Below are 21920 nucleotides of genomic sequence, written 5' to 3' on the forward strand. Positions count from 1 at the left end.
GCGTGAAATCAAATCACGCTGCCAAAGCTTCGCCCGACAGCGTGATCCGGTGCATTTCACGGTAATGGCCCTGATAATCATTGATCGCATTGTGCCACGTCGTGCGATTGTCCCAGATCGCAATAGTTCCGGGTTTCCATTGCAGTCGGCACTGGTTCGTCTCGGTCAAAGCTGCGTCCAAAAGCTTGGTAAGGAGCGGTAGGCTCTCCTCGCGCGTTTGCCCGACAAAATGGATCGTGAAGCCGCCGTTTACATAAAGCATTTTGCGGCCCGTTTGCGGGTGGCGGATAACGACCGGATGTATCGCCCCCGTTTTCAGATCGTGTCCACGCAAATTCTTGCCCATGTCGGTCTGCGCATAGAGGCCATCTGCCTTATATACGTGGTCAGCGGTGTGAAACGCCTCCAGCCCTTCGATCTCTTGTTTCAGCTCATCGGAAAGCGAATCATAAGCGGCGCCCATATGCGCCCACATGGTGTCACCGCCTGACGGGGGCAGATGGCGCGCCACAAGAACGGAGCCCATCGCCGGGATTTGGTCATAGGAATGGTCCGTGTGCCATGCCCCGCCGATATTGGTTTCCTGATCGGGGTCTTTCTTGACCACAGCAATCTCGTTGAACTCTTCCTGCAAAGGAAAATAGTTGTTCACATCAATCCCGCCCCAACGGCGGCCAAACTTGATATGATCTTCAGGCGTGAACTCCTGATCGCGGAAAACTGCGACGCCGTGCTCATATATAGCCTGTTTGATTTGCTCCATCTGGTCATCGCTGCAATTGGCCAGCGTGACGCCCGATACCTCGACGCCGCATTGCGGCGCCATGGGTGTCATTTCCATCATCTCTCTCCCTAACGCAGGCGTTTTCGCCCTCGTGCGCGGCGCAATCTGTCCCAAGACTTACCCCTTGTCCAGATTTTCCCGTCACAATCCCGTTCGCGCCGCTTGCATCAACGGGGGGGCTTTGCTAGGCGCGCGCCAACTTCAGCAGGAGGGATTCAGATGCCCGCCATTTGCTCGCCTGCCAATGTGCCTTTTTCTCATGCCTCAAAGAGGACTTTAACGCGTGGAAACTTCCGCCGGTATTCAGGCTAGCCTTCAAGGGCGTTACGCCTCGGCTCTCTTCGATCTCGCAAGCGAGAACGGGACCGTGACTGCGGTCGAAAAAGATCTCGAAACGCTTGGCGCTGCGCTGAGCGAATCGGACGATTTGCGAGCCGCGACCACCAACCCGCAACTGACCCGCTCTGAACAAGGCGCGGCCATTTCTGCGGTGGCCAAGAAATTGAAGCTGTCTGAGCTTACAACCAATTTCCTTGGCGTTCTGGCTGGCAACCGTCGTCTGTCAAAACTGCCAGAGATGATTGCCGCCTTCAAAACCATCGCCGCAAATCAGCGTGGCGAGGTTTCGGCCAATGTCACATCGGCGCACCCGCTCACCGATGATCAGGTCAAAACGCTTAAAGACAAGCTGACCGCCCGCGTGGGCCGCACCGTAATGCTTACAACCGACACAAACCCCGATCTTCTCGGCGGTTTGGTCGTCACCATTGGATCAGAGCGTATCGACGCCTCGATCCGCACCCGTTTGAATTCACTCTCGCAGGCCATGAAGGCTTAAAGGACTAGAAACCCATGGAAATCCGCGCCGCAGAAATTTCAAAGGTCATCAAAGACCAGATCGCCAATTTCGGCACCGAAGCTGAAGTCAGCGAAGTTGGCACCGTGCTCAGCGTTGGTGATGGTATCGCCCGTATCCACGGCCTCGACAAAGTGCAGGCTGGTGAGATGGTCGAGTTTGCCAACGGCGTTCAGGGCATGGCTCTGAACCTTGAAAGCGACAATGTCGGCGTCGTGATCTTCGGCTCTGACGCCGAGATTAAAGAAGGCGACACCGTTAAGCGGACCGAGACGATTGTGGACGTTCCGGTTGGCAAGGGCCTCCTTGGCCGCGTTGTTGACGCTCTTGGCAACCCAATCGATGGCAAAGGCCCGATCACGGACGTCACGCGTCAACGTGTTGAGGTGAAAGCGCCCGGCATTATCCCGCGCGAATCTGTTTCTGAGCCTGTGCAAACCGGCCTCAAAGCGGTTGACGCTCTGGTTCCAGTTGGCCGTGGTCAGCGCGAACTTATCATTGGTGACCGTCAGACCGGTAAAACCGCTGTCGCAATCGACACCTTCATCAACCAAAAAGGCGTCAACGCTGGCGATGATGAGAGCAAGAAGCTCTACTGTGTATACGTGGCCGTTGGTCAAAAGCGTTCGACCGTTGCTCAAATCGTGAAGCAGCTCGAAGAAAACGGCGCGATGGAATACTCCATCGTTGTCGCTGCGACCGCTTCCGAGCCTGCACCGCTGCAATATCTCGCGCCCTACACCGGCTGCGCGATGGGTGAATTCTTCCGCGACAACGGTATGCACGCCGTGATCGTGTATGATGACCTTTCCAAGCAAGCTGTTGCTTACCGTCAAATGTCGCTCCTGCTTCGTCGTCCTCCAGGCCGTGAAGCGTATCCGGGCGACGTTTTCTATCTCCACTCACGCCTGCTTGAGCGTGCGGCGAAAATGAACCCTGACAATGGCTCAGGCTCGCTTACCGCTCTGCCGATCATTGAGACGCAAGCGGGCGACGTGTCGGCCTATATTCCAACCAACGTGATTTCGATCACCGATGGTCAGATCTTCCTTGAAACCGACCTGTTCTACCAAGGCATCCGTCCTGCGATTAACGTGGGTCTGTCGGTCTCTCGTGTGGGCGGCGCTGCTCAAACGAAAGCGATGAAGAAGGTTTCGGGTTCGATGAAACTCGACCTTGCGCAATACCGCGAAATGGCGGCATTCGCTCAGTTCGGTTCGGACCTCGATGCGGCGACGCAAAAGCTTTTGAACCGCGGTGCGCGTTTGACCGAGCTTCTGAAGCAAAAGCAATTCTCGCCAATGCCATTTGAAGAGCAGACTGTGTCGATCTTCGCTGGCACCAACGGCTATATCGACAGCGTAGCGGTTGAGCGCGTTGGCGAATATGAAGAGCAAATGCTTGCCTACTTCCGCAGCGAACACGCTGACATCCTGAAAACAATCCGCGAAACCGGAAAGTTCGACGATGTCAAAGACGCCACCGTCGCGGCGTTGGAAGCATTCGCCAAGCAATTCGCATAAGGGAGGCCATCAGTGCCCTCACTTAAGGAACTAAAAGATCGGATCGGGTCGGTTAAATCGACTCAGAAGATCACCAAGGCCAAGCAGATGGTCGCAGCGGCTAAGCTGCGCCGTGCTCAGGCTGCGGCTGAAGCGGGTCGGCCTTATGCCGAGCGTTTGAGCGCCGTTATGGCCTCGCTCGCTGGCAAGGTCTCCGGCGACAGCGCGCCCAAGCTTCTCGCTGGCACCGGCTCTGACCAGCGCAACCTTCTGGTTGTGGTCAACACCGACAAAGGCCTTTGCGGCGGTTTGAACTCGAACCTTGTGAAAGCGGCCAAGGCGAAAGCGCAGGAGCTTTTGGCTCAAGGCAAGTCGGTTGAGTTTTACCTCGTCGGCAAAAAGGGCCGCGCGCCCTTGAAGCGCGAGTATGCAAAAGAGATCACCGGCGGCTTTGACACCTCTGTTGTGAAGACCCCGGGCTTTGAAGAAGCAGACGCGATTGCTGCCGAGCTCCTTGAAATGTTCGAGGAAGGCAAGTTTGACGTCGCGCACCTGATCTTCCCGACCTTCAAGTCGGCTCTGGCTCAAGACCCAACGGTCAACCAACTGATCCCGGTCCCCTCACCCGAAACGTCGGATGAAGGCGGCGCCGTGGTCGAATATGAGCCGGGCGAAGAGGAAATCTTGGAAGCTCTGCTGCCGCGCTATGTGAAGACGCAAGTTTTCGGCGCGCTGCTTGAGCGTGAGGCATCCGAGCAAGGCGCTTCGATGACCGCGATGGACAACGCAACGCGTAACGCTGGCGACCTCATCAACAAGCTGACGATCCAATACAACCGCAGCCGTCAGGCCGCGATTACGACCGAACTGATTGAAATTATTGCAGGCGCGGAGGCTCTATAGAGTTGAAGTCCTGCCTCACCATAGCCCTTGCCTTTGTCGCTCTTTCGATTGCGGCGCTCGGTATCTGGATGTGGTGGACAGATTTTTGGCCAATCGACGACTGTTTAGACGCCGGTGGCCGCTGGAACTACGAATTGCGGCAATGTGAATTTGCGCCGCAGAACTGATTTGGAACGCAAGGAACCGAAAATGGCCACCGCACCCGCACTTAACCAAACGACCAACGGCACTATCGCCCAGGTCATCGGCGCTGTTGTTGACGTGCAGTTCGAAGGTGAACTGCCCGCAATTCTCACCGCGCTTGAAACCAAGAATGACGGCAAAACACTCGTCCTCGAGGTTGCTCAGCACCTTGGTGAGAACACCGTTCGCACCATTGCAATGGACGGGACCGACGGTCTTGTTCGCGGTCAGGAAGTGATCAACACCGGCGCGCAGATTTCTGTGCCAGTTGGTCCAAAAACGCTCGGCCGCATCATGAACGTGGTCGGCGAAGCCATCGACGAGCGCGGCCCCATCGGCGCTGACGCAACCGCTCCGATCCACGCAGAAGCGCCTGCTTTCGTTGATCAGTCAACCGAAGCAAGCATTCTCGTCACCGGCATCAAGGTGATCGACCTTCTCGCGCCATACGCGAAGGGTGGTAAGATTGGCCTGTTCGGCGGTGCCGGCGTTGGTAAAACCGTTCTTATTCAAGAACTCATCAACAACATCGCAAAAGGCCACGGCGGCGTGTCCGTGTTCGCGGGCGTTGGTGAGCGGACCCGTGAAGGTAACGACCTTTATCACGAATTCCTCGATGCTGGCGTTATCGCGAAAGACGCGGACGGCAACGCCGTTTCAGAAGGCTCGAAAGTGGCCCTCGTCTTCGGTCAGATGAACGAGCCTCCCGGCGCGCGTGCTCGTGTGGCTCTCTCGGGCCTCACAATGGCGGAATACTTCCGTGACCAAGAAGGCCAGGACGTGCTCTTCTTCGTCGACAATATCTTCCGCTTTACGCAAGCCGGTTCCGAAGTGTCCGCGCTTCTTGGCCGTATTCCTTCGGCTGTGGGCTATCAGCCAACTCTGTCGACCGACATGGGTAACCTGCAAGAGCGCATCACCTCGACCACCAAAGGTTCGATTACTTCGGTGCAAGCCATCTACGTTCCTGCAGATGACTTGACTGACCCTGCGCCTGCAACATCGTTTGCTCACTTGGACGCGACCACCACGCTGTCGCGCGCCATTTCTGAGCTTGGCATCTACCCGGCGGTTGACCCGCTCGACTCTACCTCGCGCGTTCTCGAGCCTTCGGTTGTTGGCCAGGAGCACTACGACACCGCTCGCCGCGTTCAGGAAACGCTGCAGAAGTACAAGTCGCTGCAAGACATCATCGCCATTCTCGGCATGGACGAGCTTTCAGAAGAGGACAAACTGGTCGTTGCGCGTGCGCGTAAGATCCAGAAGTTCCTCAGCCAGCCCTTCCACGTGGCAGAGGTTTTCACCAACATCCCCGGCCTGTTCGTACAGCTCGAAGACACGGTGAAATCGTTCAAGGCGGTTGTGGACGGTGAATACGATCACCTTCCAGAAGCGGCCTTCTACATGGTCGGCGGCATCGACATGGTGGTTGAGAAAGCCGCCAAGCTCGCTGAGGAAGGCTAATTCCGATGGCGCTCCACTTTGAACTCGTAACCCCGGCCAAGCTGGTCCGCTCTGAGGAAGTCCACATGGTTGTGGTCCCAGGCTCAGAGGGCGAGTTCGGCGTTCTCGAAGGTCACGCGCCTTTCATGAGCACGATCGACGATGGCGCGGTTCAGGTGTTCAAAACCGCCGGCGGTGAGCCTGAGACAATCAACGTCAAAGGCGGCTTTGCCGAAGTTGGCGAAAACGGCATCACCGTTCTCGCGGAGCAAGTCGAAGGCTAAAGCCTGACACAATCCAATTCAAAAAGGGCGGCCCCACTGCAAAGTGCGGGCCGCCCTTTTCGTAACGCGTCGAAAATTAGTAGCCCATAAGGTCCACATATTCGGTGGTCGCGTCAGTGCCGTTTTGCGCGGCGAGGCGTGCGGCTTCTTCGCGAAGAGCCCTCTTGCGCGCCGCTTCCTCGATTTCTGCGCCTCGATCAAAGCCGAACCAAACCTCGACACTGCTGCCGGTTTGCAGCGGATAATAGGTTGCTCCAGAAACCGACGCGATTTGCGTTTCGTTCAAAGTCTTCATGTTTGTATCCTTTCATGTCTTTCCCAATCAGGGAAAACTCAGCATAGGACACCACACTTCCTTCGTATTTAGAGCGGGTTAGCTAGCACTTACCGACTGCGCAATATGACCTAACTCGTGTGTAGCTGTCACACCTGTGGCGACCTGCTTTTGCACCCAGCTCTCGATCTCCATGACGCTCAGATGGCTCCTGCCGCAACCGGCGAATACTACGCGATATTCCCCGGCGTTCAGCCCTAGAAAATCCCTTCACAATTCCCCTCGCAAAGCCCACATTGCAGGCCATAACCCTCTTAGGAGAGAAGGCTTTGAAACTTGTATCCACTCTTGCTTTGGCAGCTGTCATGACGATTGGCGCTGCAACATCCGCAAATGCCGAAGACCCCACCAATGACGGCGTGCCCGGCCCTGATGAAGACCCGTACATCTGGCTCGAAGAAGCGCGCAGCGAGGAAGCTCTCGCATGGGTTGAGGAAGAGAACAAGCGCACCCTTGGCGTGCTTGAAGCTGACCCGCGCTTTGACACGCTGAAAGCCGAAGCGCTTGCCATTTACGACAGCGAAGACCGCATCCCCTATGTGAGCTTTCGCCCCGATGGCCTGTATAATTTCTGGCAGGACAAGGACAATCCCAAAGGCCTTCTGCGCCGCACCACGCTCGAAAGCTACCAAAGCGACGAGCCTGAATGGGAAACAGTGCTCGACGTGGACGCGCTGGCTGCTGAAGAGGGCAAGGAGTGGGTTTACAAAGGCTCCACCTGCCTGCCGACAAACATGGAAATGTGCATGATCGCACTCAGCGATGGGGGCGAGGATGCCACCGTCATGCGCGAGTTTAACACCACGACCAAACAGTTCGTCGAAGGCGGCTTTATCCTCGATGAAAAAAGCCAAGGCGGTATTCAATGGGTGGATGAAGACACTCTTATGGTTGGGCGCGACTTTGGCGAAGGGACGCTCACCGACAGCGAATATCCTTTCACAACGCGCGTCTGGAAACGCGGCACCGATATTGCCGACGCCAAGGAGATTTTCCGCGGCCAACCCCAAGACGTTTGGGCAGGCGCAAACCTCATGCGCGATGCCAGCGGCACGATCCACGCCACAACCGCCTTTCGCGCAGTCAGCTTCCATGAAAGCGAGTATTTCTGGCTCAATCCTGACGAGGAATGGGTGAAGCTCGACATTCCAAAGAAAGCCGCTCCTTACGGCATAGTCGATGGCCATATGTTGTTTTCGACCGATGTCGATTGGGAAGTGGATGGGCAAACCTTCCCCGCAGACAGCCTCGTGGCGGTCGAACTTGAGGCGTTCAAGAAAGACCCCAATGCGGCGGCAAAAACGCTCGTATGGGCCCCGCAGGAGCGTCAGACAAAGCGCGGCGGCGCGATTACGGCAGGCGCGCTGTATGTCGGCCTTCTCGACAATGTTGTTGGCAAGGTTCTGAAATTCAATTTCGAAGACGGCCAGTGGGTCAGCGAAGAGGTCGCTCTTCCTGACAATGCCACCGTGGGCATTGCAGCAAGCTCGAATGAGAGCGAACAGATCATGTTCACTGTCACCGACTTCCTCAATCCAACGACGCTTTATTACACCGACGGCTCTGCCGATCCGCAGCCGCTTAAAACCTCGCCAGCCTATTTCGATGCTGCCGGCATGGAAGTGGAACAACACGAGGCGACGAGCAAAGACGGCACCAAAATCCCCTATTTCATTGTCAAGCCTGAGGGCATGGAGATGAATGGAGATACCGCCATCTTGATGACGGGTTATGGCGGCTTTCAGGTTCCGCGCCTGCCCGCATATCTTGGCACAACGGGCAAGATGTGGCTGGAACGTGGCGGGGCCTATGTGCTTGGCAATATGCGCGGCGGGGGCGAATTTGGTCCCGGTTGGCACCAAACGGCTATTCGCGAAAACAAACAGCGCACCTGGGATGATTTCATTGCCATTGGCGATGATCTGGTCGCGAAAGGTTTCACCTCGCCTGAACACCTTGGCATTCAAGGCGGCTCACAAGGCGGGCTTTTGGTAGGCACCGCCTTTACCCAGCGTCCCGACCTGTTTGGCGCTGCCATCGTGCAGATCCCGCTGTTCGATATGCTGCGCTATCACGTGATCGGGCGCGGTGCATCGTGGATTGGCGAATATGGCGACCCGCGTATCCCTGAACAGCGCGCGTGGATTGAAGGCTATTCGCCCTATCAAAGAATCGTCGAGGATGCCGACTATCCAACGCCTTTCCTATGGGCCTCAACCGCTGATGATCGCACTCACCCCGCGCACGCACGCAAAGGGGCTGCGCGCCTCAAGGAACAGGGTCACCCCTATTACTACTTTGAGGATATGACGGGCGGTCACTCAGGCGGCGTTGACAATGAACAGCGCGCCAAGCTGCAAGCGCTGCAATTTGTCTATTTGATGCAGCAATTGATGGACGACTAAACAACGTTCGCACCAAATTTCAAAAAGGCGGTTTCCTTATCGGGAGCCGCCTTTTTCGTGCCCGGTGTAAGCCAGGCCGACACTTTTGCTTCCGTTCATCGCACGCAGGCAACGGACGGCTTCGTCAATGCCATTTTAACCCTTCTTGAAAAGCCGTGATTAAGGCCGCTCGCCAAATCTCATCATATTCGGGGCGTGAAAAACGGGCTTTTAGAAGGAGTGCAATGAAATGGCTTACCCCCGCGATATGTCGATTGCTCAAGCGATCAAGCAATATGGGCTTCCCAAAAACCACCGCGCGCATTGGTCCCCTGCGCGAAAAGCCGGCGTTGTGCGCGCCGTACAAGAACGCGCCATCAGCTTCCATGAAGCACGCGAACGCTATCTTTTGTCGCGCAGTGAGTTTGAAGAATGGGAGCGCGATTATTCGTCCGGCAGCGTTTCTGGTACGCGTTCTGAATTGGAGCGGATCTAACGTCTGCCCAAGGGGCACCGTGCCCCCCAGGAGTGCCCCTCCCCAGGAGTGCCCCTCCCACAAGTACCCCCCAAAGAGGTCGTCGCTTCGAAGTTTGCTCAAAACCTAACCCCTACCCGTTTGAGCGAGGCTTTAAGCGGCGACCTCGACCCTGTTGCACTTTGCTAGCTTTACCGGCGGGTGGGCGCGTGAAAATCGGGCTCCTTGCGGCTGACCCATTTAACGAATTTCGCAATCGCAGGGTGCGCGCGGATGGCTTCGGGATCATCACCAATGCGCGCCAATTCGCCATTCGTGAAATTGGTGTGGATCGCCTTGTGACAGATCGGGTGAACCGGAACCGTCTCGCGTCCCCTTTTGCTTTTCGGGACAGTGTGGTGCCATTGGATCAGTGTTTCAAACTCGCGTGCGCACAGCCAGCAGGTCAAGGAAGCGGTTTCCTGACCCATTTACGGATCGGCCTTGCTTGTCTGTGTGCTGAAAAGCTCATCAACGGTTTTCATCGCCGCATCGGCTGCATCATATTGGATAGGCAGAGGCTCATCGGCGCCATCACAAATCCTGAGTGCCAGGAGTTCGCCAGACCGCTCGACCAACACGCCGTCGGAAATGGCGGGATTGTTGGGCTCGCCCTGTTTGAAGTTGGTCCTGACCATGCGGGAGAAGACGATATAATTGGTGTCGCCGTTGGAAAACTGGATCTGCGCCTCGCCGCCGCCCGAATAAGGGGCGCTCGCCCACACATCCTCAAACAGCGTCAACTCAGGCTCTTCGCCGCCAAACCGATATTCCGCCCCGCCCTTCGGCAATCCGCAAACCGCCACGCGTTTGCCATCAGCGAAATCGCAGGCGAAGATCGGCGTTTCATCAGCCCTGCAAAATGCAGCGCCAGACTTCATTGTCTCGACGACATTGCCTTTGGCTGCGGGTGATGGGTCAGACGCATCGTTGGGCGCAGCAGCCGGTGCGGCATCGCTTGAGCCCGTTTCGGCTTCATGGACGGGCTCTGCGGGGCCTTGGGAACAAGCCGCCAAGGCGCTCAATCCGGCGATCATCCAAACTCTTTTCATGCACCCATCCCCCTTTTGACGTTCAGCTTTTCTTGGTGCCGTCTTTCTGGGCGGCCTTCTTCTTTTTCATCGCATCGTGGAAGCGGTCGGCCCAGCCTTGTTTGACGAGCTGCTCGGCGCGCACCATGCGAAGATCGCCTGCGCCAACGTCCCGGCTAACCGCGCTGCCCGCGGCGACAATAGCATCAGCGCCAATCGTGACCGGCGCGATCAAGGCCGAGTTGGAACCGATAAAGGCGCGCTCTCCGATGACGGTCTGATATTTGAAATATCCATCGTAATTGCAGGTGATCGTGCCAGCGCCGATATTGGCGTCTTTTCCAACGGTTGCATCGCCGATGTAGGAAAGGTGGCTGGCTTTGGCGCCGGGGCCAAGCGTTGCCTTTTTCATCTCGACGAAATTGCCGATGAAGCTGCCCTCTTCCATCACCGCACCGGGGCGAAGACGCGCGAAAGGACCAGCTTGCGCACCTTTTTCAAGGGTTGCGCCTTCGAGGTGAGTGTAAGCTTTGATGTGCACGCCATCCGCAATGCTCACGCCGGGCCCAAAGACCACGTGTGGGTCAATGGTGACATCGCGGCCTAGTTTTGTGTCATGGCTGAAAAACACGGTGTCAGGCGCTTTGAGGGTCGCGCCCTCATCCATTGCCTGCACCCGGCGTGCGGCTTGCCAGCGTTGCTCAGCCTCGGCCAGTTCAACGCGGCTATTGATCCCAGCCACCTCATTGGGCTCACATTCGATCACCACCACCTTGTCACCGCGAGCAATCGCGCCCGTCGCGACATCGGGGAGGTAGAATTCGCCTTGCGCATTGTCGTTATCGACCGCTTCCAAAAGCGGCCACATATCGTCCGAATGCGCGACAATCAGACCTGAATTGCACAGGCGCGTTTTCTTCTCGCGTTCGGTCGCGTCTTTGAACTCGACCATTTTGCGCACGGTGCCATCATCATCGGCGATAATGCGGCCATAGGCGAGCGCATCGTCGGGCTTGAAGCCAAGCACCGCGACCTTCGCCCCGCTTGTCAGCGCGCTCAGAAGCCTTTCAACCGTCGCAGCGCGCACCATTGGCACATCGCCAAAGGTCACCAGCACATGGCCGCTGAAACCTTCAAGCGCAGGTTTCGCCTGAAGCGCTGCGTGTGCGGTCCCGTGCTGCGGGTCTTGCAGCGCTGTCACGACGTCACGGCCTTCAATCGCCGCATCAATCTGCTCGCGCCGGTCGCCAACCACCACCACGGTTTTCTTAGGCGAGAGCGTTTCGAACTCATCCAGAATGTGCATCAACATCGGCTTACCCGCGATCGGGTGCAGCACCTTATGCAGATCGCTTTTCATGCGCGTGCCCTTACCAGCGGCAAGGATGATGGCGGCAAAGTCTGTCATGCGTGGCCTTATACCATGATTGATTGGATTTTGCCGCCCGCTTGCCAGCAAATGCTTGCAGTTTAAAGTCCGCTGGGCCACGCGGGGCCCCGCTATGACCAATTTTCCCTTTGATGCCGTCGGTTTTGACCTTGATGGCACCCTTGTCGACAGCTTTCGCGACCTTGGCGAAGCAGTGAACCACGCGCTTGAGCTTGGCGGGTTTGATAAAGTGCCGGTGGACAGCTCCAAGGATCTGATCGGCGGCGGCGCGAAAATCATGCTCTCTAAGGCGGTGGACGCGCAAGGGGGCCTGCCTGCGGATGAATTCAAGGTGCTCTATAAAAAGATGCTGGCCTTTTATTCCGAAAACAATGCGGTCCACACACGGCCTTACCCCCATGCGCGCGAGGTGGTGGCAGAGCTCACGGCTCGCGGGGTCAAAGTCATCGTGGTCACCAACAAGTTTGAAGAGTTTGCCCGCTCAATCCTGACGCAAATCGACTTTATCGAACCGTTTGAGGGCGTGATCGGCGGCAATTCACTTGGCAAGGGGCCCGATGGCCAATTCCTTGCCAAACCCCACCCCGATCCCATCCTCAAAGCGCGCGAAATCTGCGGCGGCGGCGCTTTCGCTTTTGTCGGTGACAGCACCTATGATGTGAAAGCCGCCAAGGCAGCCGGTGTTCCTGTGGTCGGTGCAGCTTATGGATATTGCGACAAGCCTCCGCACGAGCTTGGCGCAGATGCGGTGATTGATTCGCTCAATGGGCTTATTGCAGCCCTTGAAACGCTTTAATCCGCGTCCCTGACGCTACGGCAGCGCGCTGCGTTTAATCCCCCTGTTGCAAGGCGGCGAAAATCCTGCCACGCAGCGCCCACATTTGAGTTTACGCGCGCGTAAAGCGTGCATCCCCTCGAACGAATAAAAACAATTCAGCACGGAAAGGAACGATCCCATGAGCATCGATTTCAAAGATAAGGTTGCTATCGTCACTGGCGCAGGCGGCGGTCTGGGCCGCGAATACGCGCTTGAGCTTGCCCGTCGCGGCGCGAAAGTCGTCGTCAACGACCTCGGCGGTGCGCGCGATGGCACAGGCCACTCTGACATGGCCCTTGAAGTCGTCAAAGAAATCGAAGCCATGGGCGGCGAAGCCATGTCGAACGGCGGCAGCGTCACCGAATACGACCAGATGGAAAAAATGGTTGCCGACGCTAAGGAAAAGTGGGGCCGCATCGACATCCTGATCAACAACGCTGGCGTCCTTCGCGACAAGACCTTCGCCAAGATGACCCCGGATGATTTCGAGTTCGTGCTTAAGGTTCACCTGACGGGTTCCGCTTTCGTCACCAAGGCGTGCTGGGAAACCTTCCGCGAGCAAGGCTATGGCCGCATCCTGATGACGGCATCTTCAACGGGTCTGTTCGGCAACTTTGGTCAAGCCAACTATGGCGCGGCCAAGCTCGGCCTTGCCGGCCTTACCAAGACGCTGCAACTCGAAGGCGCGAAGTACAACATTCGCGTGAACTCATTGTCGCCGGTGGCTGGCACGCGCATGACCGAAGACCTCTTCCCTGAAGAAGCGTTCAAACTGTTCGACCCGGTAAACGTTGTTCCAGCCGCACTCTACCTCGTGAGCGAAGACGCACCAACCAATGCCATCGTCGGCGCTGGCGCTGGTGGTTTCCACTCTTCATGGGTGGTGATGAACGATGCTGTCTGGCTTCCCGATGGCGAGCGCACTGTCGAAGGGTTTGCGGCCAACTGGGACAAGATCAGCGATTTCAGCAATTTGGCAGCCCCACAATCGGGCGCTGAGCAGTCGGCGAATATCCTCAAAGCGATGCAAAAGGTCACCGGCACGGGCCCGTCCAGCGCGCGCGGGTAATCGCTTAAGCGACACACGGATTGAAAGCCCCTCGCGCAGAGATCTGCGGGGGGCTTTTCTTATGGGGAACTATTCCTCAACCGCCTTCAACAAGCGCCGCTCTATCGGAGCGAGGACGTTGGCAAGGTCTGAGCCGCGTTTCAATATCTGGCCGTGCTCGCCGAAGAGGGTGTACATCCCTTGCTTGTTGCGCAGCGAAGGGCGCTTTTCAATGCGGGCCTGAGGGCGTTCGGCAGCGCGGCGAAATGCGGCGAAGGTTGCGGCGCGTGCATCGAAATCCATCGCGTAATCGCGCCACTGCCCGCCTGCGACCATGCGGCCATAAAGGTCAAGGATGCGGGTCAATTCCTCGCGATCAAAGCCCACCTGGCCCTGGTGCTTACCGCCGGGAAATGCGACAATCTGACCACCAACACTTTGCCCTGAGCCGGAACCAAAATTGGCACTCATCAGTCAGCGGTTCCACTTTTCTGGTCGAGGTCGAAGCTGCCCTGAGCCGCTGTACCCGCCGCTCCCGCAGATGTGCTCGCGGCTTTGAGTGCTGCGATCTCGGCTTTCATCGTGGCAAGCTCGCTTTCGAGTTTCTCGATGCAGTCGATCTTATTGCCGTCGGCATCCTCACATTCGATTGCAAGAGGGGTGCCGTAGGGGATGAACTCCTTGATCCATTCTTCGGCTGGCACAAGCGTTGAGCGCGCTTTCATTGCGACCATGGTTGCGCCCGCTGGCACCTCTTCCATCACGACGGCATTTGCGCCGATGCGCGCGCGTTCGCCAACGGTAATCGGGCCAATCACCTGCGCGCCCGAACCGATAATGACATTGTCCTTGATCGTCGGGTGACGTTTACCGCCTTTACCATTGGTGGGATTGGTCCCGCCAAGTGTAACGCACTGATAAATCGTGACATTGTCGCCGATCTCAGCCGTTTCTCCGATCACCGTAAAGCCGTGGTCGATGAAGAAATTCTTGCCGATGGTCGCGCCGGGGTGAATGTCGATCGCGGTTAAAAAACGGCTCAGATTGTTCACAAACCGCGCGAGCAAAAACAGCTTTGCTTCAAACAGCCAATGGGCAATCCGGTGCATTCCAAGCGCCAGAACGCCGGGATAAAACAGCACTTCCCAACGCGAACGCGGTGCGGGATCTCTTGCCTTGACTGAGTCCAGATAGGCTTTGAGCTTTGTGAACATACTCGCGATACTCCCACCAAACGGGCAATTTTGCAAATTCACCCAGAGAGGTTTTGACTACAATAGCTTACGCTGTGGCGGGCCATGCAGAGCTTCGAGTGCCGCGCGCCAGACAGACATGGTAGCAGGTGAGGCTCGTTCAAGGCTTATCCGGTCAATCGTCGCGACCAATCGTTCAAGATCGGCAAAGCTTCGCCTTGTGCGCGGGACGAGATAATCGGCCGCCCCTTGCCCCAACGTGAGCGCGCGGTCTTGAGCAAATGCCTCGATCAATTGCGCTGCCATCACATCATCGGGCTCACCAATCGCGAGTTGCAGCGATCCGCCAAGGCGCGATTTAAGGTCAGGCAGCGTCACATCCCACGGCGTTTCATCCGCAATCAAAAGCAGCGGAGTGCCCGCCTTTGATCCGCCATCCTGCACCGAATTCCAGCGGTGAAAGACATCAGCCTCCTCCATCCGGTCAGCGCCATCGACAACGTCGATCCCTTGCCCCGCAGCCCACCGGCCAAGCAATGATTTGCCCGACCGTGGCGGCCCGGTAAGGACAGCGGTGCGAAATGGCCAGCGTGATGGCTCGCGCAGTGCCTCAATCACCGCCTCATTGGCGTTGCCCACCACAATTCGCTGCGCCCCGCCGCGCGCCTCGACCACAAGCGGCAGTGCAATCTGGGAAGGGGGATTGGTCGCCTCAGCCATAGCCAAGGCCTCTTTAACGGCTGATCGCGAGCGCGTTTGCGCCCTCACGCACATTAAACCCGCGCGCCCGCAAGGCAGCAGCAAGCGTTGCGACATCGCCGGCAAAGCTGGCTTGCATCACCGAAGTGCCACCCATCGCGGTACTGGTCACAGCGACGCCTTGAACGCCCGGCACCTGGCGCACGGCAATCAGGCTCGCATCGAAGCTGCCGGGATCAGGCGTTGCGAATTGCACGGTGATCTGGCGCACGGCAATGGGCGCGGGAGCAGGTGTTTCGGGCCCTTCGATAACCGCTTCGGGCGTGATGGTCGCATTGGCAGCCGCTTCCTGCGCTGCATTGCGCGCCCTTACCGCTCGGCCAATTTCGATAAGGCGAGCAATTGCGGGGTCCACTTCGCCAGAACCGCCAAGGCGCAAAGTGGGATCGGGCTGCAGCTTGCCATCGGCCAGCGCCTGTTCGTAAATCCGGTCAATCCGGTCAACCGCCTGGCCGAGCATTTCAGAAAGCTCACCGGGACCGCTTGCGTTTAGACTAAAGCTTTCAAGCAAGGTGCTGTCCGGGCCATAGCGCGCGGTGAACGTTCCCTTGATCGGCCCGCCGGGAAATTGGTGATCAAGCTTTGCAATCGCGACAAGTGCGTCCGCTGCACCATATTGGTCGAGCGTCAATCGCCACCATGCACGGCTGCGCCGCCCGGCTTGCCCGTAATTGAGCAGCAGCGAATCGCCGCCAGCGCCAGTGGGCCGCACATAATCGATCCGGCTCGTCCCCGGATTGAATTCAGCCCAGGCGCGCTGCCACGGATTGCGCACTTCAAATGTCGTGTAAGTCCCCCCGCTCACCGTCACCGGGATGAGCAGCATGGGCGCAGAGGCGCGCGCGGCCCGTGCACCGCCCAGATACCGTCCGGCGCGCTGGCGATCAAAGGTGACACCAAGCGTTGCAACATAGCGTTTGGGCCCCAATCGTTCGCGCTGAATCACGATGGCAGAGACAAGGCCGTTCAATTGCCCGTCTGAAACAGCAGGACCGCCTGCCTTTGCCCATGCTTTGCGGGCCGCCTCTTTCCACCCTTTGCTGCGCGCGTCTTCGGCATTGTCGCCGGTGACATCCACTTCGATCCCGCGCACTTCGATGTCCGTGCTCGACGCCGTCGGCGCAATCCCGCGATCACCCGAAACCTGTGCCAAGACAAGCGCATAGCCGCCTGCAAGCAGCACAAGCGCAAACACGCTCGCCAGCAGCCAGCGGGCGCGAAACGGGGCTCTCAAACTTGGGCCAGAAGGGTACGGTATTGCCACCATCGGGGAAATCTTGAAGGTCTTTGCCCAAACACGCGTGGAATTCCAAGCCTAAAGGGGTATGGGGCAAAAAATGGACGGTAAAAACTCACCCTACACCTACGCCCAAGCAGGCGTGTCTATCGAAGCGGGCAATGCTCTGGTCAAGGCCATCGCCCCTCTCGCCAAAGCAACCGCGCGCCCCGGCGCGACGAGCGAGCTTGGCGGGTTTGGCGGCTTTTTCGATCCCAAGGCGGCGGGGTATGAAGACCCGCTTTTGGTCGCCGCCAATGATGGCGTTGGTACGAAGCTGAAACTGGCAATCGATTATGACCGGCACGACAGCGTCGGCGTTGATTTGGTCGCAATGTGTGTGAATGACTTGATCGTTCAGGGCGCGGAGCCGCTGTTTTTCCTCGACTATTTCGCGACCGGAAAGCTTGAAAACGGCATCGCCGAGCGCGTTGTCGCAGGCATCGCCGATGGCTGCAAACAGGCCGGATGCGCTCTCATCGGCGGCGAGACGGCGGAAATGCCGGGTATGTATGCGGATGGCGATTACGACTTGGCCGGGTTTTGCGTTGGCGCGGTGGAGCGCGGCGAACAGCTGACCGGAGAAAAAGTGGCTGCGGGCGATGTGCTGATTGGTCTTGCGAGCTCTGGCGTGCACTCCAACGGCTATTCACTGGTGCGGCGACTCGCTGAGGATAAGGGTTGGAAACTGGGGCGCCCTGCCCTGTTCGATCCGGATCGCTTGCTGATTGATGCTTTGATTGAACCGACGCGCATATATGTGGCGAGCCTTCTGCCGTTGATCCGCGACGGGTTAGTGCATGGACTTGCACATATCACTGGCGGCGGGCTTCTTGAAAACATCCCGCGTATTTTGCCCGACGGTGCCCATGCCAAGGTCAATGCAGACCTGTGGGAACAGCCGCGTCTAATGGCCTTTTTGCAGGCTCAAGGAGCGATTGAGCCTGAAGAAATGGCGCGCACCTTCAACTGCGGGGTCGGCATGGTTCTGGCCGTGGCCGAGGATGAAGTCACCAATGTGACCAAGCGCCTTGAGGACGCGGGCGAAACCGTTGTGCAAGTTGGCCGGATCGAGGCAGGCACACGAGGTTGCACCGTTCGCGGCAGCCAAGGCATTTGGGGCGGGCGCGAGGATTGGGAGGCCACCCACCTTGGCTAGCGCCACCCGCGCCAAGATTGCCGTTTTCATATCGGGCTCAGGCACGAACATGGCCGCGCTCCTTTATGCCAGTCGGCTGGAAGGCGCTGCGTATGAAATTGTGCTTGTCGCAAGCAATGTCGAAGGCGCCGACGGACTCAAACTGGCCGAGACGGAGGGGGTTGCGACCTTCACCCATTCGCACAAGGGTATCACCCGCGAAGAGCAGGACGCAGCGATGGAAGAAGCCGCCATCAAAGCGGGGGCGGATTACATCGTGCTCGCAGGCTATATGCGCATTCTCTCACAAGGGTTTGTCGAACGATGGGAGGGCCGGATGCTTAATATCCACCCCTCCTTGCTGCCCAAATACAAGGGGCTTGATACCTTCGCGCGCGCTATCGAAGCGGGCGACAGCCACGCAGGATCAAGCGTCCATATCGTCACCCATGAACTCGATGCAGGCGAGGTTCTGGCGCAGGTCAAAGTCGCGATTGCCCCCGATGACACCCCCGACACTCTGGCCGCGCGGGTCAAGATTGCCGAACACCAGCTCTATCCACGCGCGGTTGCCGATTATGTGAGCCGGGGAAGCGATCCCGAGTATCTTTACGCTAAGGTGAGCAAACTTGCCCTTGCCTTGCCCGAAACCCACGAGAAGACCAGCCACGGCTCACCCGGCTTTCGCGTCGGGACTGAAAAATCCGGCAAATTCTTTGCCCATTTCAGTCAGATGCACCACGGATCGCAGCATATCGCGCTCTTGGTCAAGACCGGCAGTATGGATGAACTGCTCACCCTCGTCGAAAGCCAGCCGGAGGTTTACTATAAGCCCGATTACTATGGCGCGAGCGGTTGGATTGGCGTAATTCTTAACCGTCCTGGCGTAGATTGGGACCATGTTCAGGACTGGCTGATGCGCAGTTGGCGCGCGGTCGCTCCTGCTCGCTTGACCAAATTGCACGACGCAGCGAATATGTTTTGATGGCCACGAAGTGGAAAATCCCGGCACGCGAACACCTGCTTTCTCGCGGGCCCATGGCGCAAAAGGCCAATGATTTCCTTAGCCGCGCGTGGCAACGCGGTTGGTTGCCAGCACCGCCCCTTTCACCCGATGCGCTGTGGGACAGCGTTGCAAAGGGTTCCTCGGACCCGGTGCTGTGTGAAAATGGCGGGCGAACCGGCGATGAGGTGAAGGATTTCAGGCTCCGCCTTGCCGCGCTGTGCGGCTCTATCAATGCTGAGGCAGACCTCAATTCGCTTGGGCAAGCGATGGCCTATGGCCAGCTGACGCGCGTTATCAAGAACCGCCTTGCGCTTGGCCTTCTCTGGCACGCCCGGCCCGCACTGCTCGACACCAGGCTTGCTGCGCCGATCATCGTTATCGGTCATATGCGAAGCGGCACAACGCGTATTCACAAACTTCTTGCCAGCGACCCGGCTCATTCGCACACCCGTTATCAGGATGCGTATCATCCCGTGCCCGCGAAGCTGGGTATCAATCGGGTGCGCTCGGCGCTTGATCTGGCAATGCTGGGCGCGCTCAATCCGTGGCTTCAATCCATCCACCCGATGGGGCCCAAAGAAGTTGAAGAGGAACTGGCGTGGATTTCAGCCGCGCTGCACCATTCCATTTACGAATCGCAGTGGCACATTCCATCCTACTCTGCGTTCAGCGAGGCGCGCGACCCCGCACCGATTTACAGCGAGTTTGCGCGTATCCTTCGCACCGATGCGGCAACGCGCGGAATTGCGCATTTGCCACGGGTGATGAAAGTGCCCGCCTTTAGCGAAGACCTGCCTGCGCTGCTTGCCGAGTTTCCAGACGCACGGCTGGTGATTGCGACAAGGGACCGCGAAGCTGTGCTTAAAAGCGCGGTTTCGCTGTGCGCCAATCAGATGGCAGTGCAGTCTGACACTTGCGATGTTGCGCGCATCACGTCGCTTTGGGAGCACAAGATCGCCATGCGCGACAAACGGATGGCAAAGGCGCTGGCAGGCTGGAATGGCCCCATCGCGCAGCTCCATTTTGATGAGCTCAACAATGATTGGGAAGCCGCGATCAGGCGGTGCTATGCCCATCTCGATCTGCCGCTGAAAGACGAGGCTCTGGCTGCGATGCGCAAAGCAATGGCCAGCAGTTCAAAAAGCCCGCACCAAGCGCATTCAGAGCAGTTGCAACGCTTCGCCCAGCAAGGCTGAAACGAAAAAGGGCCGCCCGGTAAGGACGACCCTTTTTAAGTTCACGAGCAGGCGAATTCACCTGCATGGTAAATGCTCAGCCGACGATTTCGTCGTCGTTGAAGAAGTAAGCGATTTCAATCGCAGCGTTTTCTTCGCTGTCCGAACCGTGGACCGAGTTTTCACCGATCGACAGCGCAAATTCCTTGCGGATTGTGCCTTCTTCAGCTTCGGCTGGGTTGGTTGCGCCCATCACGTCGCGGTTGCGCTTGACGGCGTCTTCGCCTTCGAGAACCTGAACAACCACTGGCTCGCTGATCATGAAATCGACGAGTTCACCGAAGAAGGGGCGCTCTTTGTGCACAGCGTAGAAGCCTTCGGCCTGCTCGCGGCTCATGTGGATGCGCTTGGATGCAACAACGCGAAGGCCAGCTTCTTCGAGCTTGGCGGTGACAGCGCCAGTGAGGTTGCGCTTGGTGGCATCGGGCTTGATGATCGAAAAGGTGCGGGTGACCGCCATGATATGTATTCCTTGTTTTGAAGAGAGGGGCACTTGAAATGCGTGCGCCAGAATTCGCTCGCGCGCCATTACTCGCGCGGGCGCACAAGTTCAAGCGTTGTGTGCTACTCCGCGGGCGTTAGCCCGGCTCTTCGCTGATCGTCAGCTGGCCTGTCACAACACCTTCATCATCGGGATAGGCGCTGACCGAAAAAGTGGTGCCAGTGGCCTCATTCTCTCCGCCCAGCATCTTACCGCCGTTCAAATTGGTTTCGATCTGGATCGTAATCCCGGCTTCCTCGGCTTGTTCGCGATAGTGAGCCGCGATCTCTTCGGGTGACTTCTCGCTACGAAAGGTGGTGAGGCTGCCCTTCGTCTCGCCGTCGTCGATCATGGTGTTTGAGAGCACTTGGGCCCCGCTGATCATGGTGAAGCCTGCGGGCAGATTGGTGGGTGCATCGCTGTTAGTGACCATGCTGACGGTGCCGTCTTCGGTTTCAACCGTCATTGAGCTTTCGCCTGAACTCTGGTCGATGCGGTATTCGCCGCTTTCGCCGTCTTCTGTCGTAAATTCGCCCTCGGTTTCAGAACCGCAAGCGGCAAGCGCAAGCGAGCTGGCGAGCGCCGTTACAGTGATAAGTCTCATCAATCATCCCCCAGTTTGTGTCTCAAGCGACCTTAACCCATTTGCCGCCGTCCTGCCGAAAAAATGATCGTTCGAGCGGTTCCTTGCCGTCGAGCGAGCGCCAGGTGCCGCGCGCGGCCTCAACCGTGTCGTCATCGAACAACAGGAAGGCGCGGGCAAAGCCATCCGCCTCGCGATATTCGCCGTCGGCGTAGATCACGTGACTTGCTTTGTTGGTGGGCTTCGGTGCGTCAGAAAGGAGGATGGGTTGATCCCCTGCCCCCGCAGCGCCCGCTTCGCCATTGGCAAGAAAAGTCTCCGGGCCTGCCTTCCAAAGCGCCTTGGAAATGGCTTCACGTTGTTCAGGGGATTTGCTGACGACGAGCAGGCGGTCGCCACCGTCAAGCACGCGCCCTGCGATGAGCGCAACGACCTTTTCAACCGGATCGCGCGAGAGTTGCCAGAAATCGACTTTCATTGCGTCTGGTTAGCCCACCCCTAACCCCTCCCGCAAGCGGGATGGGGAACTGGTTTGCGTCCCTCTCTCCCCTCCCGCTTGCCCCCGCCTTCGCGGGCGCAGGTATCGGGGTCGGGGGTTGGAAAATCCTAGGCGTTGTTTTTGGAGCGCTTACACCGCTCGGAACAATACTTCACATTGTCCCAGTCCCGCTCCCATTTCTTGCGCCATGTGAATGGGAGCCCGCAAGTGAGGCAGATCTTGGACGGAAGGTCTCTCTTCTTGCGCATCCGCGCCATTTTATTGGCCTACCGCTTCG

General features: G+C 57.9%; 25 protein-coding genes. 12 read left to right on the forward strand and 13 right to left on the reverse strand.

The features are described 5' to 3' along the window. Nucleotides 1-13 precede the first annotated feature (13 nt). Entirely contained in the window at nt 14-841 is an 828-nt protein-coding gene (locus tag INR77_RS12160) for a TauD/TfdA family dioxygenase (RefSeq protein WP_223071300.1), read from the reverse strand. 226 nt (nt 842-1067) lie between these two features. Here INR77_RS12160 and INR77_RS12165 point away from each other — a divergent pair, with 226 nt between their 5' ends. The 5 genes from INR77_RS12165 (at nt 1068) to INR77_RS12185 (ending at nt 5955) form a co-directional block, all read left to right on the forward strand. Continuing rightward, nucleotides 1068-1622, forward strand: coding sequence for a F0F1 ATP synthase subunit delta (locus tag INR77_RS12165; protein WP_223071301.1), 555 nt, complete (start codon nt 1068-1070; stop codon nt 1620-1622). A 14-nt stretch (nt 1623-1636) separates the two neighbouring features. Next, nucleotides 1637-3163 carry a F0F1 ATP synthase subunit alpha gene (gene atpA / locus INR77_RS12170; protein ID WP_223071302.1) on the forward strand — a complete coding sequence of 509 codons (1527 nt, stop codon included), beginning with the start codon at nt 1637-1639 and terminating at the stop codon, nt 3161-3163. Between the two features lie 12 nt (nt 3164-3175). After that, complete coding sequence (locus INR77_RS12175; protein WP_223071303.1) at nt 3176-4045, forward strand: F0F1 ATP synthase subunit gamma; 870 nt, start codon at nt 3176-3178, stop codon at nt 4043-4045. 189 nt (nt 4046-4234) lie between these two features. Further along, nucleotides 4235-5692 (forward strand): F0F1 ATP synthase subunit beta, encoded by a 1458-nt coding sequence (gene atpD / locus INR77_RS12180; protein WP_223071304.1) that lies wholly within the window; start codon nt 4235-4237, stop codon nt 5690-5692. A gap of 5 nt (nt 5693-5697) precedes the next feature. Continuing rightward, nucleotides 5698-5955, forward strand: a complete 258-nt coding sequence (locus INR77_RS12185; protein WP_223071305.1) for an ATP synthase F1 subunit epsilon — start codon at nt 5698-5700, stop codon at nt 5953-5955. A 76-nt stretch (nt 5956-6031) separates the two neighbouring features. On the opposite strand, the gene INR77_RS12190 is transcribed toward INR77_RS12185, so the two are convergent. Further along, nucleotides 6032-6250 carry a hypothetical protein gene (locus INR77_RS12190; RefSeq protein WP_223071306.1) on the reverse strand — a complete coding sequence of 73 codons (219 nt, stop codon included), beginning with the start codon at nt 6248-6250 and terminating at the stop codon, nt 6032-6034. 308 nt (nt 6251-6558) lie between these two features. On the opposite strand from INR77_RS12190, the gene INR77_RS12195 reads away from it, so the two are divergent. Continuing rightward, nucleotides 6559-8694 (forward strand): prolyl oligopeptidase family protein, encoded by a 2136-nt coding sequence (locus INR77_RS12195; RefSeq protein WP_370632219.1) that lies wholly within the window; start codon nt 6559-6561, stop codon nt 8692-8694. Between the two features lie 229 nt (nt 8695-8923). Then, nucleotides 8924-9169, forward strand: a complete 246-nt coding sequence (locus tag INR77_RS12200; protein ID WP_223071307.1) for a DUF1153 domain-containing protein — start codon at nt 8924-8926, stop codon at nt 9167-9169. A 170-nt stretch (nt 9170-9339) separates the two neighbouring features. Here the strand turns inward: INR77_RS12200 and INR77_RS12205 are convergent, their stop codons facing one another. The 3 genes from INR77_RS12205 to glmU are packed head-to-tail and all read right to left on the reverse strand — an operon-like array spanning nt 9340 to nt 11626. After that, nucleotides 9340-9618, reverse strand: a complete 279-nt coding sequence (locus tag INR77_RS12205; protein WP_223071308.1) for an HNH endonuclease — start codon at nt 9616-9618, stop codon at nt 9340-9342. Next, on the reverse strand, nt 9619-10239 hold the full coding sequence (locus INR77_RS12210) for a hypothetical protein (RefSeq protein ID WP_223071309.1): 621 nt from the start codon (nt 10237-10239) through the stop codon (nt 9619-9621). 22 nt (nt 10240-10261) lie between these two features. Further along, nucleotides 10262-11626 carry a bifunctional UDP-N-acetylglucosamine diphosphorylase/glucosamine-1-phosphate N-acetyltransferase GlmU gene (glmU, locus tag INR77_RS12215; RefSeq protein ID WP_223071310.1) on the reverse strand — a complete coding sequence of 455 codons (1365 nt, stop codon included), beginning with the start codon at nt 11624-11626 and terminating at the stop codon, nt 10262-10264. 94 nt (nt 11627-11720) lie between these two features. Between glmU and INR77_RS12220 the strand changes: the two genes are divergently transcribed. Together INR77_RS12220 and INR77_RS12225 are read left to right on the forward strand one after the other, a co-directional pair. Further along, a complete protein-coding gene (locus tag INR77_RS12220) occupies nt 11721-12404 on the forward strand; it encodes an HAD family hydrolase (protein WP_223071311.1) in 684 nt (227 codons plus the stop codon). Nucleotides 12405-12564: 160 nt separating this feature from the next. Beyond that, nucleotides 12565-13494 carry an SDR family NAD(P)-dependent oxidoreductase gene (locus tag INR77_RS12225; protein WP_223071312.1) on the forward strand — a complete coding sequence of 310 codons (930 nt, stop codon included), beginning with the start codon at nt 12565-12567 and terminating at the stop codon, nt 13492-13494. Between the two features lie 69 nt (nt 13495-13563). Here INR77_RS12225 and INR77_RS12230 read toward each other — a convergent pair whose 3' ends face one another. The 4 genes from INR77_RS12230 to INR77_RS12245 are packed head-to-tail and all read right to left on the reverse strand — an operon-like array spanning nt 13564 to nt 16692. Then, nucleotides 13564-13944: a DUF2794 domain-containing protein gene (locus INR77_RS12230; RefSeq protein WP_223071313.1), complete on the reverse strand. Its 381-nt coding sequence runs from the start codon at nt 13942-13944 to the stop codon at nt 13564-13566. Then, entirely contained in the window at nt 13944-14687 is a 744-nt protein-coding gene (gene epsC, locus INR77_RS12235) for a serine O-acetyltransferase EpsC (RefSeq protein WP_223071314.1), read from the reverse strand. Before epsC ends, INR77_RS12230 begins: the two co-directional genes overlap by 1 nt. A gap of 57 nt (nt 14688-14744) precedes the next feature. Further along, nucleotides 14745-15386: an ATPase gene (locus INR77_RS12240; protein WP_255573772.1), complete on the reverse strand. Its 642-nt coding sequence runs from the start codon at nt 15384-15386 to the stop codon at nt 14745-14747. 13 nt (nt 15387-15399) lie between these two features. After that, nucleotides 15400-16692 carry a heavy-metal-associated domain-containing protein gene (locus INR77_RS12245; protein WP_223071315.1) on the reverse strand — a complete coding sequence of 431 codons (1293 nt, stop codon included), beginning with the start codon at nt 16690-16692 and terminating at the stop codon, nt 15400-15402. A 70-nt stretch (nt 16693-16762) separates the two neighbouring features. On the opposite strand from INR77_RS12245, the gene purM reads away from it, so the two are divergent. Genes purM through INR77_RS12260 form a run of 3 tightly spaced genes read left to right on the forward strand, consistent with a single transcriptional unit; the run spans nt 16763 to nt 20041 of the window. Beyond that, nucleotides 16763-17860: a phosphoribosylformylglycinamidine cyclo-ligase gene (gene purM / locus INR77_RS12250; protein ID WP_223071316.1), complete on the forward strand. Its 1098-nt coding sequence runs from the start codon at nt 16763-16765 to the stop codon at nt 17858-17860. After that, nucleotides 17853-18824: a phosphoribosylglycinamide formyltransferase gene (gene purN / locus INR77_RS12255; protein WP_255573773.1), complete on the forward strand. Its 972-nt coding sequence runs from the start codon at nt 17853-17855 to the stop codon at nt 18822-18824. The genes purM and purN overlap by 8 nt, the downstream gene beginning before the upstream one ends. Continuing rightward, a complete protein-coding gene (locus INR77_RS12260) occupies nt 18824-20041 on the forward strand; it encodes a sulfotransferase (RefSeq protein WP_223071317.1) in 1218 nt (405 codons plus the stop codon). The genes purN and INR77_RS12260 overlap by 1 nt, the downstream gene beginning before the upstream one ends. 76 nt (nt 20042-20117) lie before the next feature. Here the strand turns inward: INR77_RS12260 and ndk are convergent, their stop codons facing one another. The 4 genes from ndk to INR77_RS12280 form a co-directional block, all read right to left on the reverse strand. Continuing rightward, nucleotides 20118-20540: a nucleoside-diphosphate kinase gene (gene ndk, locus INR77_RS12265; RefSeq protein ID WP_223071318.1), complete on the reverse strand. Its 423-nt coding sequence runs from the start codon at nt 20538-20540 to the stop codon at nt 20118-20120. A gap of 118 nt (nt 20541-20658) precedes the next feature. Beyond that, a complete protein-coding gene (locus INR77_RS12270; RefSeq protein WP_223071319.1) occupies nt 20659-21165 on the reverse strand; it encodes a hypothetical protein in 507 nt (168 codons plus the stop codon). Between the two features lie 22 nt (nt 21166-21187). Continuing rightward, a complete protein-coding gene (locus INR77_RS12275) occupies nt 21188-21622 on the reverse strand; it encodes a DNA polymerase III subunit chi (RefSeq protein ID WP_223071320.1) in 435 nt (144 codons plus the stop codon). A gap of 128 nt (nt 21623-21750) precedes the next feature. Beyond that, nucleotides 21751-21900 (reverse strand): DUF2256 domain-containing protein, encoded by a 150-nt coding sequence (locus INR77_RS12280; protein ID WP_223071321.1) that lies wholly within the window; start codon nt 21898-21900, stop codon nt 21751-21753. Nucleotides 21901-21920 lie beyond the last annotated feature (20 nt).

The organism is Erythrobacter sp. SCSIO 43205 (genome assembly GCF_019904235.1).
GTDB lineage: Bacteria > Pseudomonadota > Alphaproteobacteria > Sphingomonadales > Sphingomonadaceae > Erythrobacter.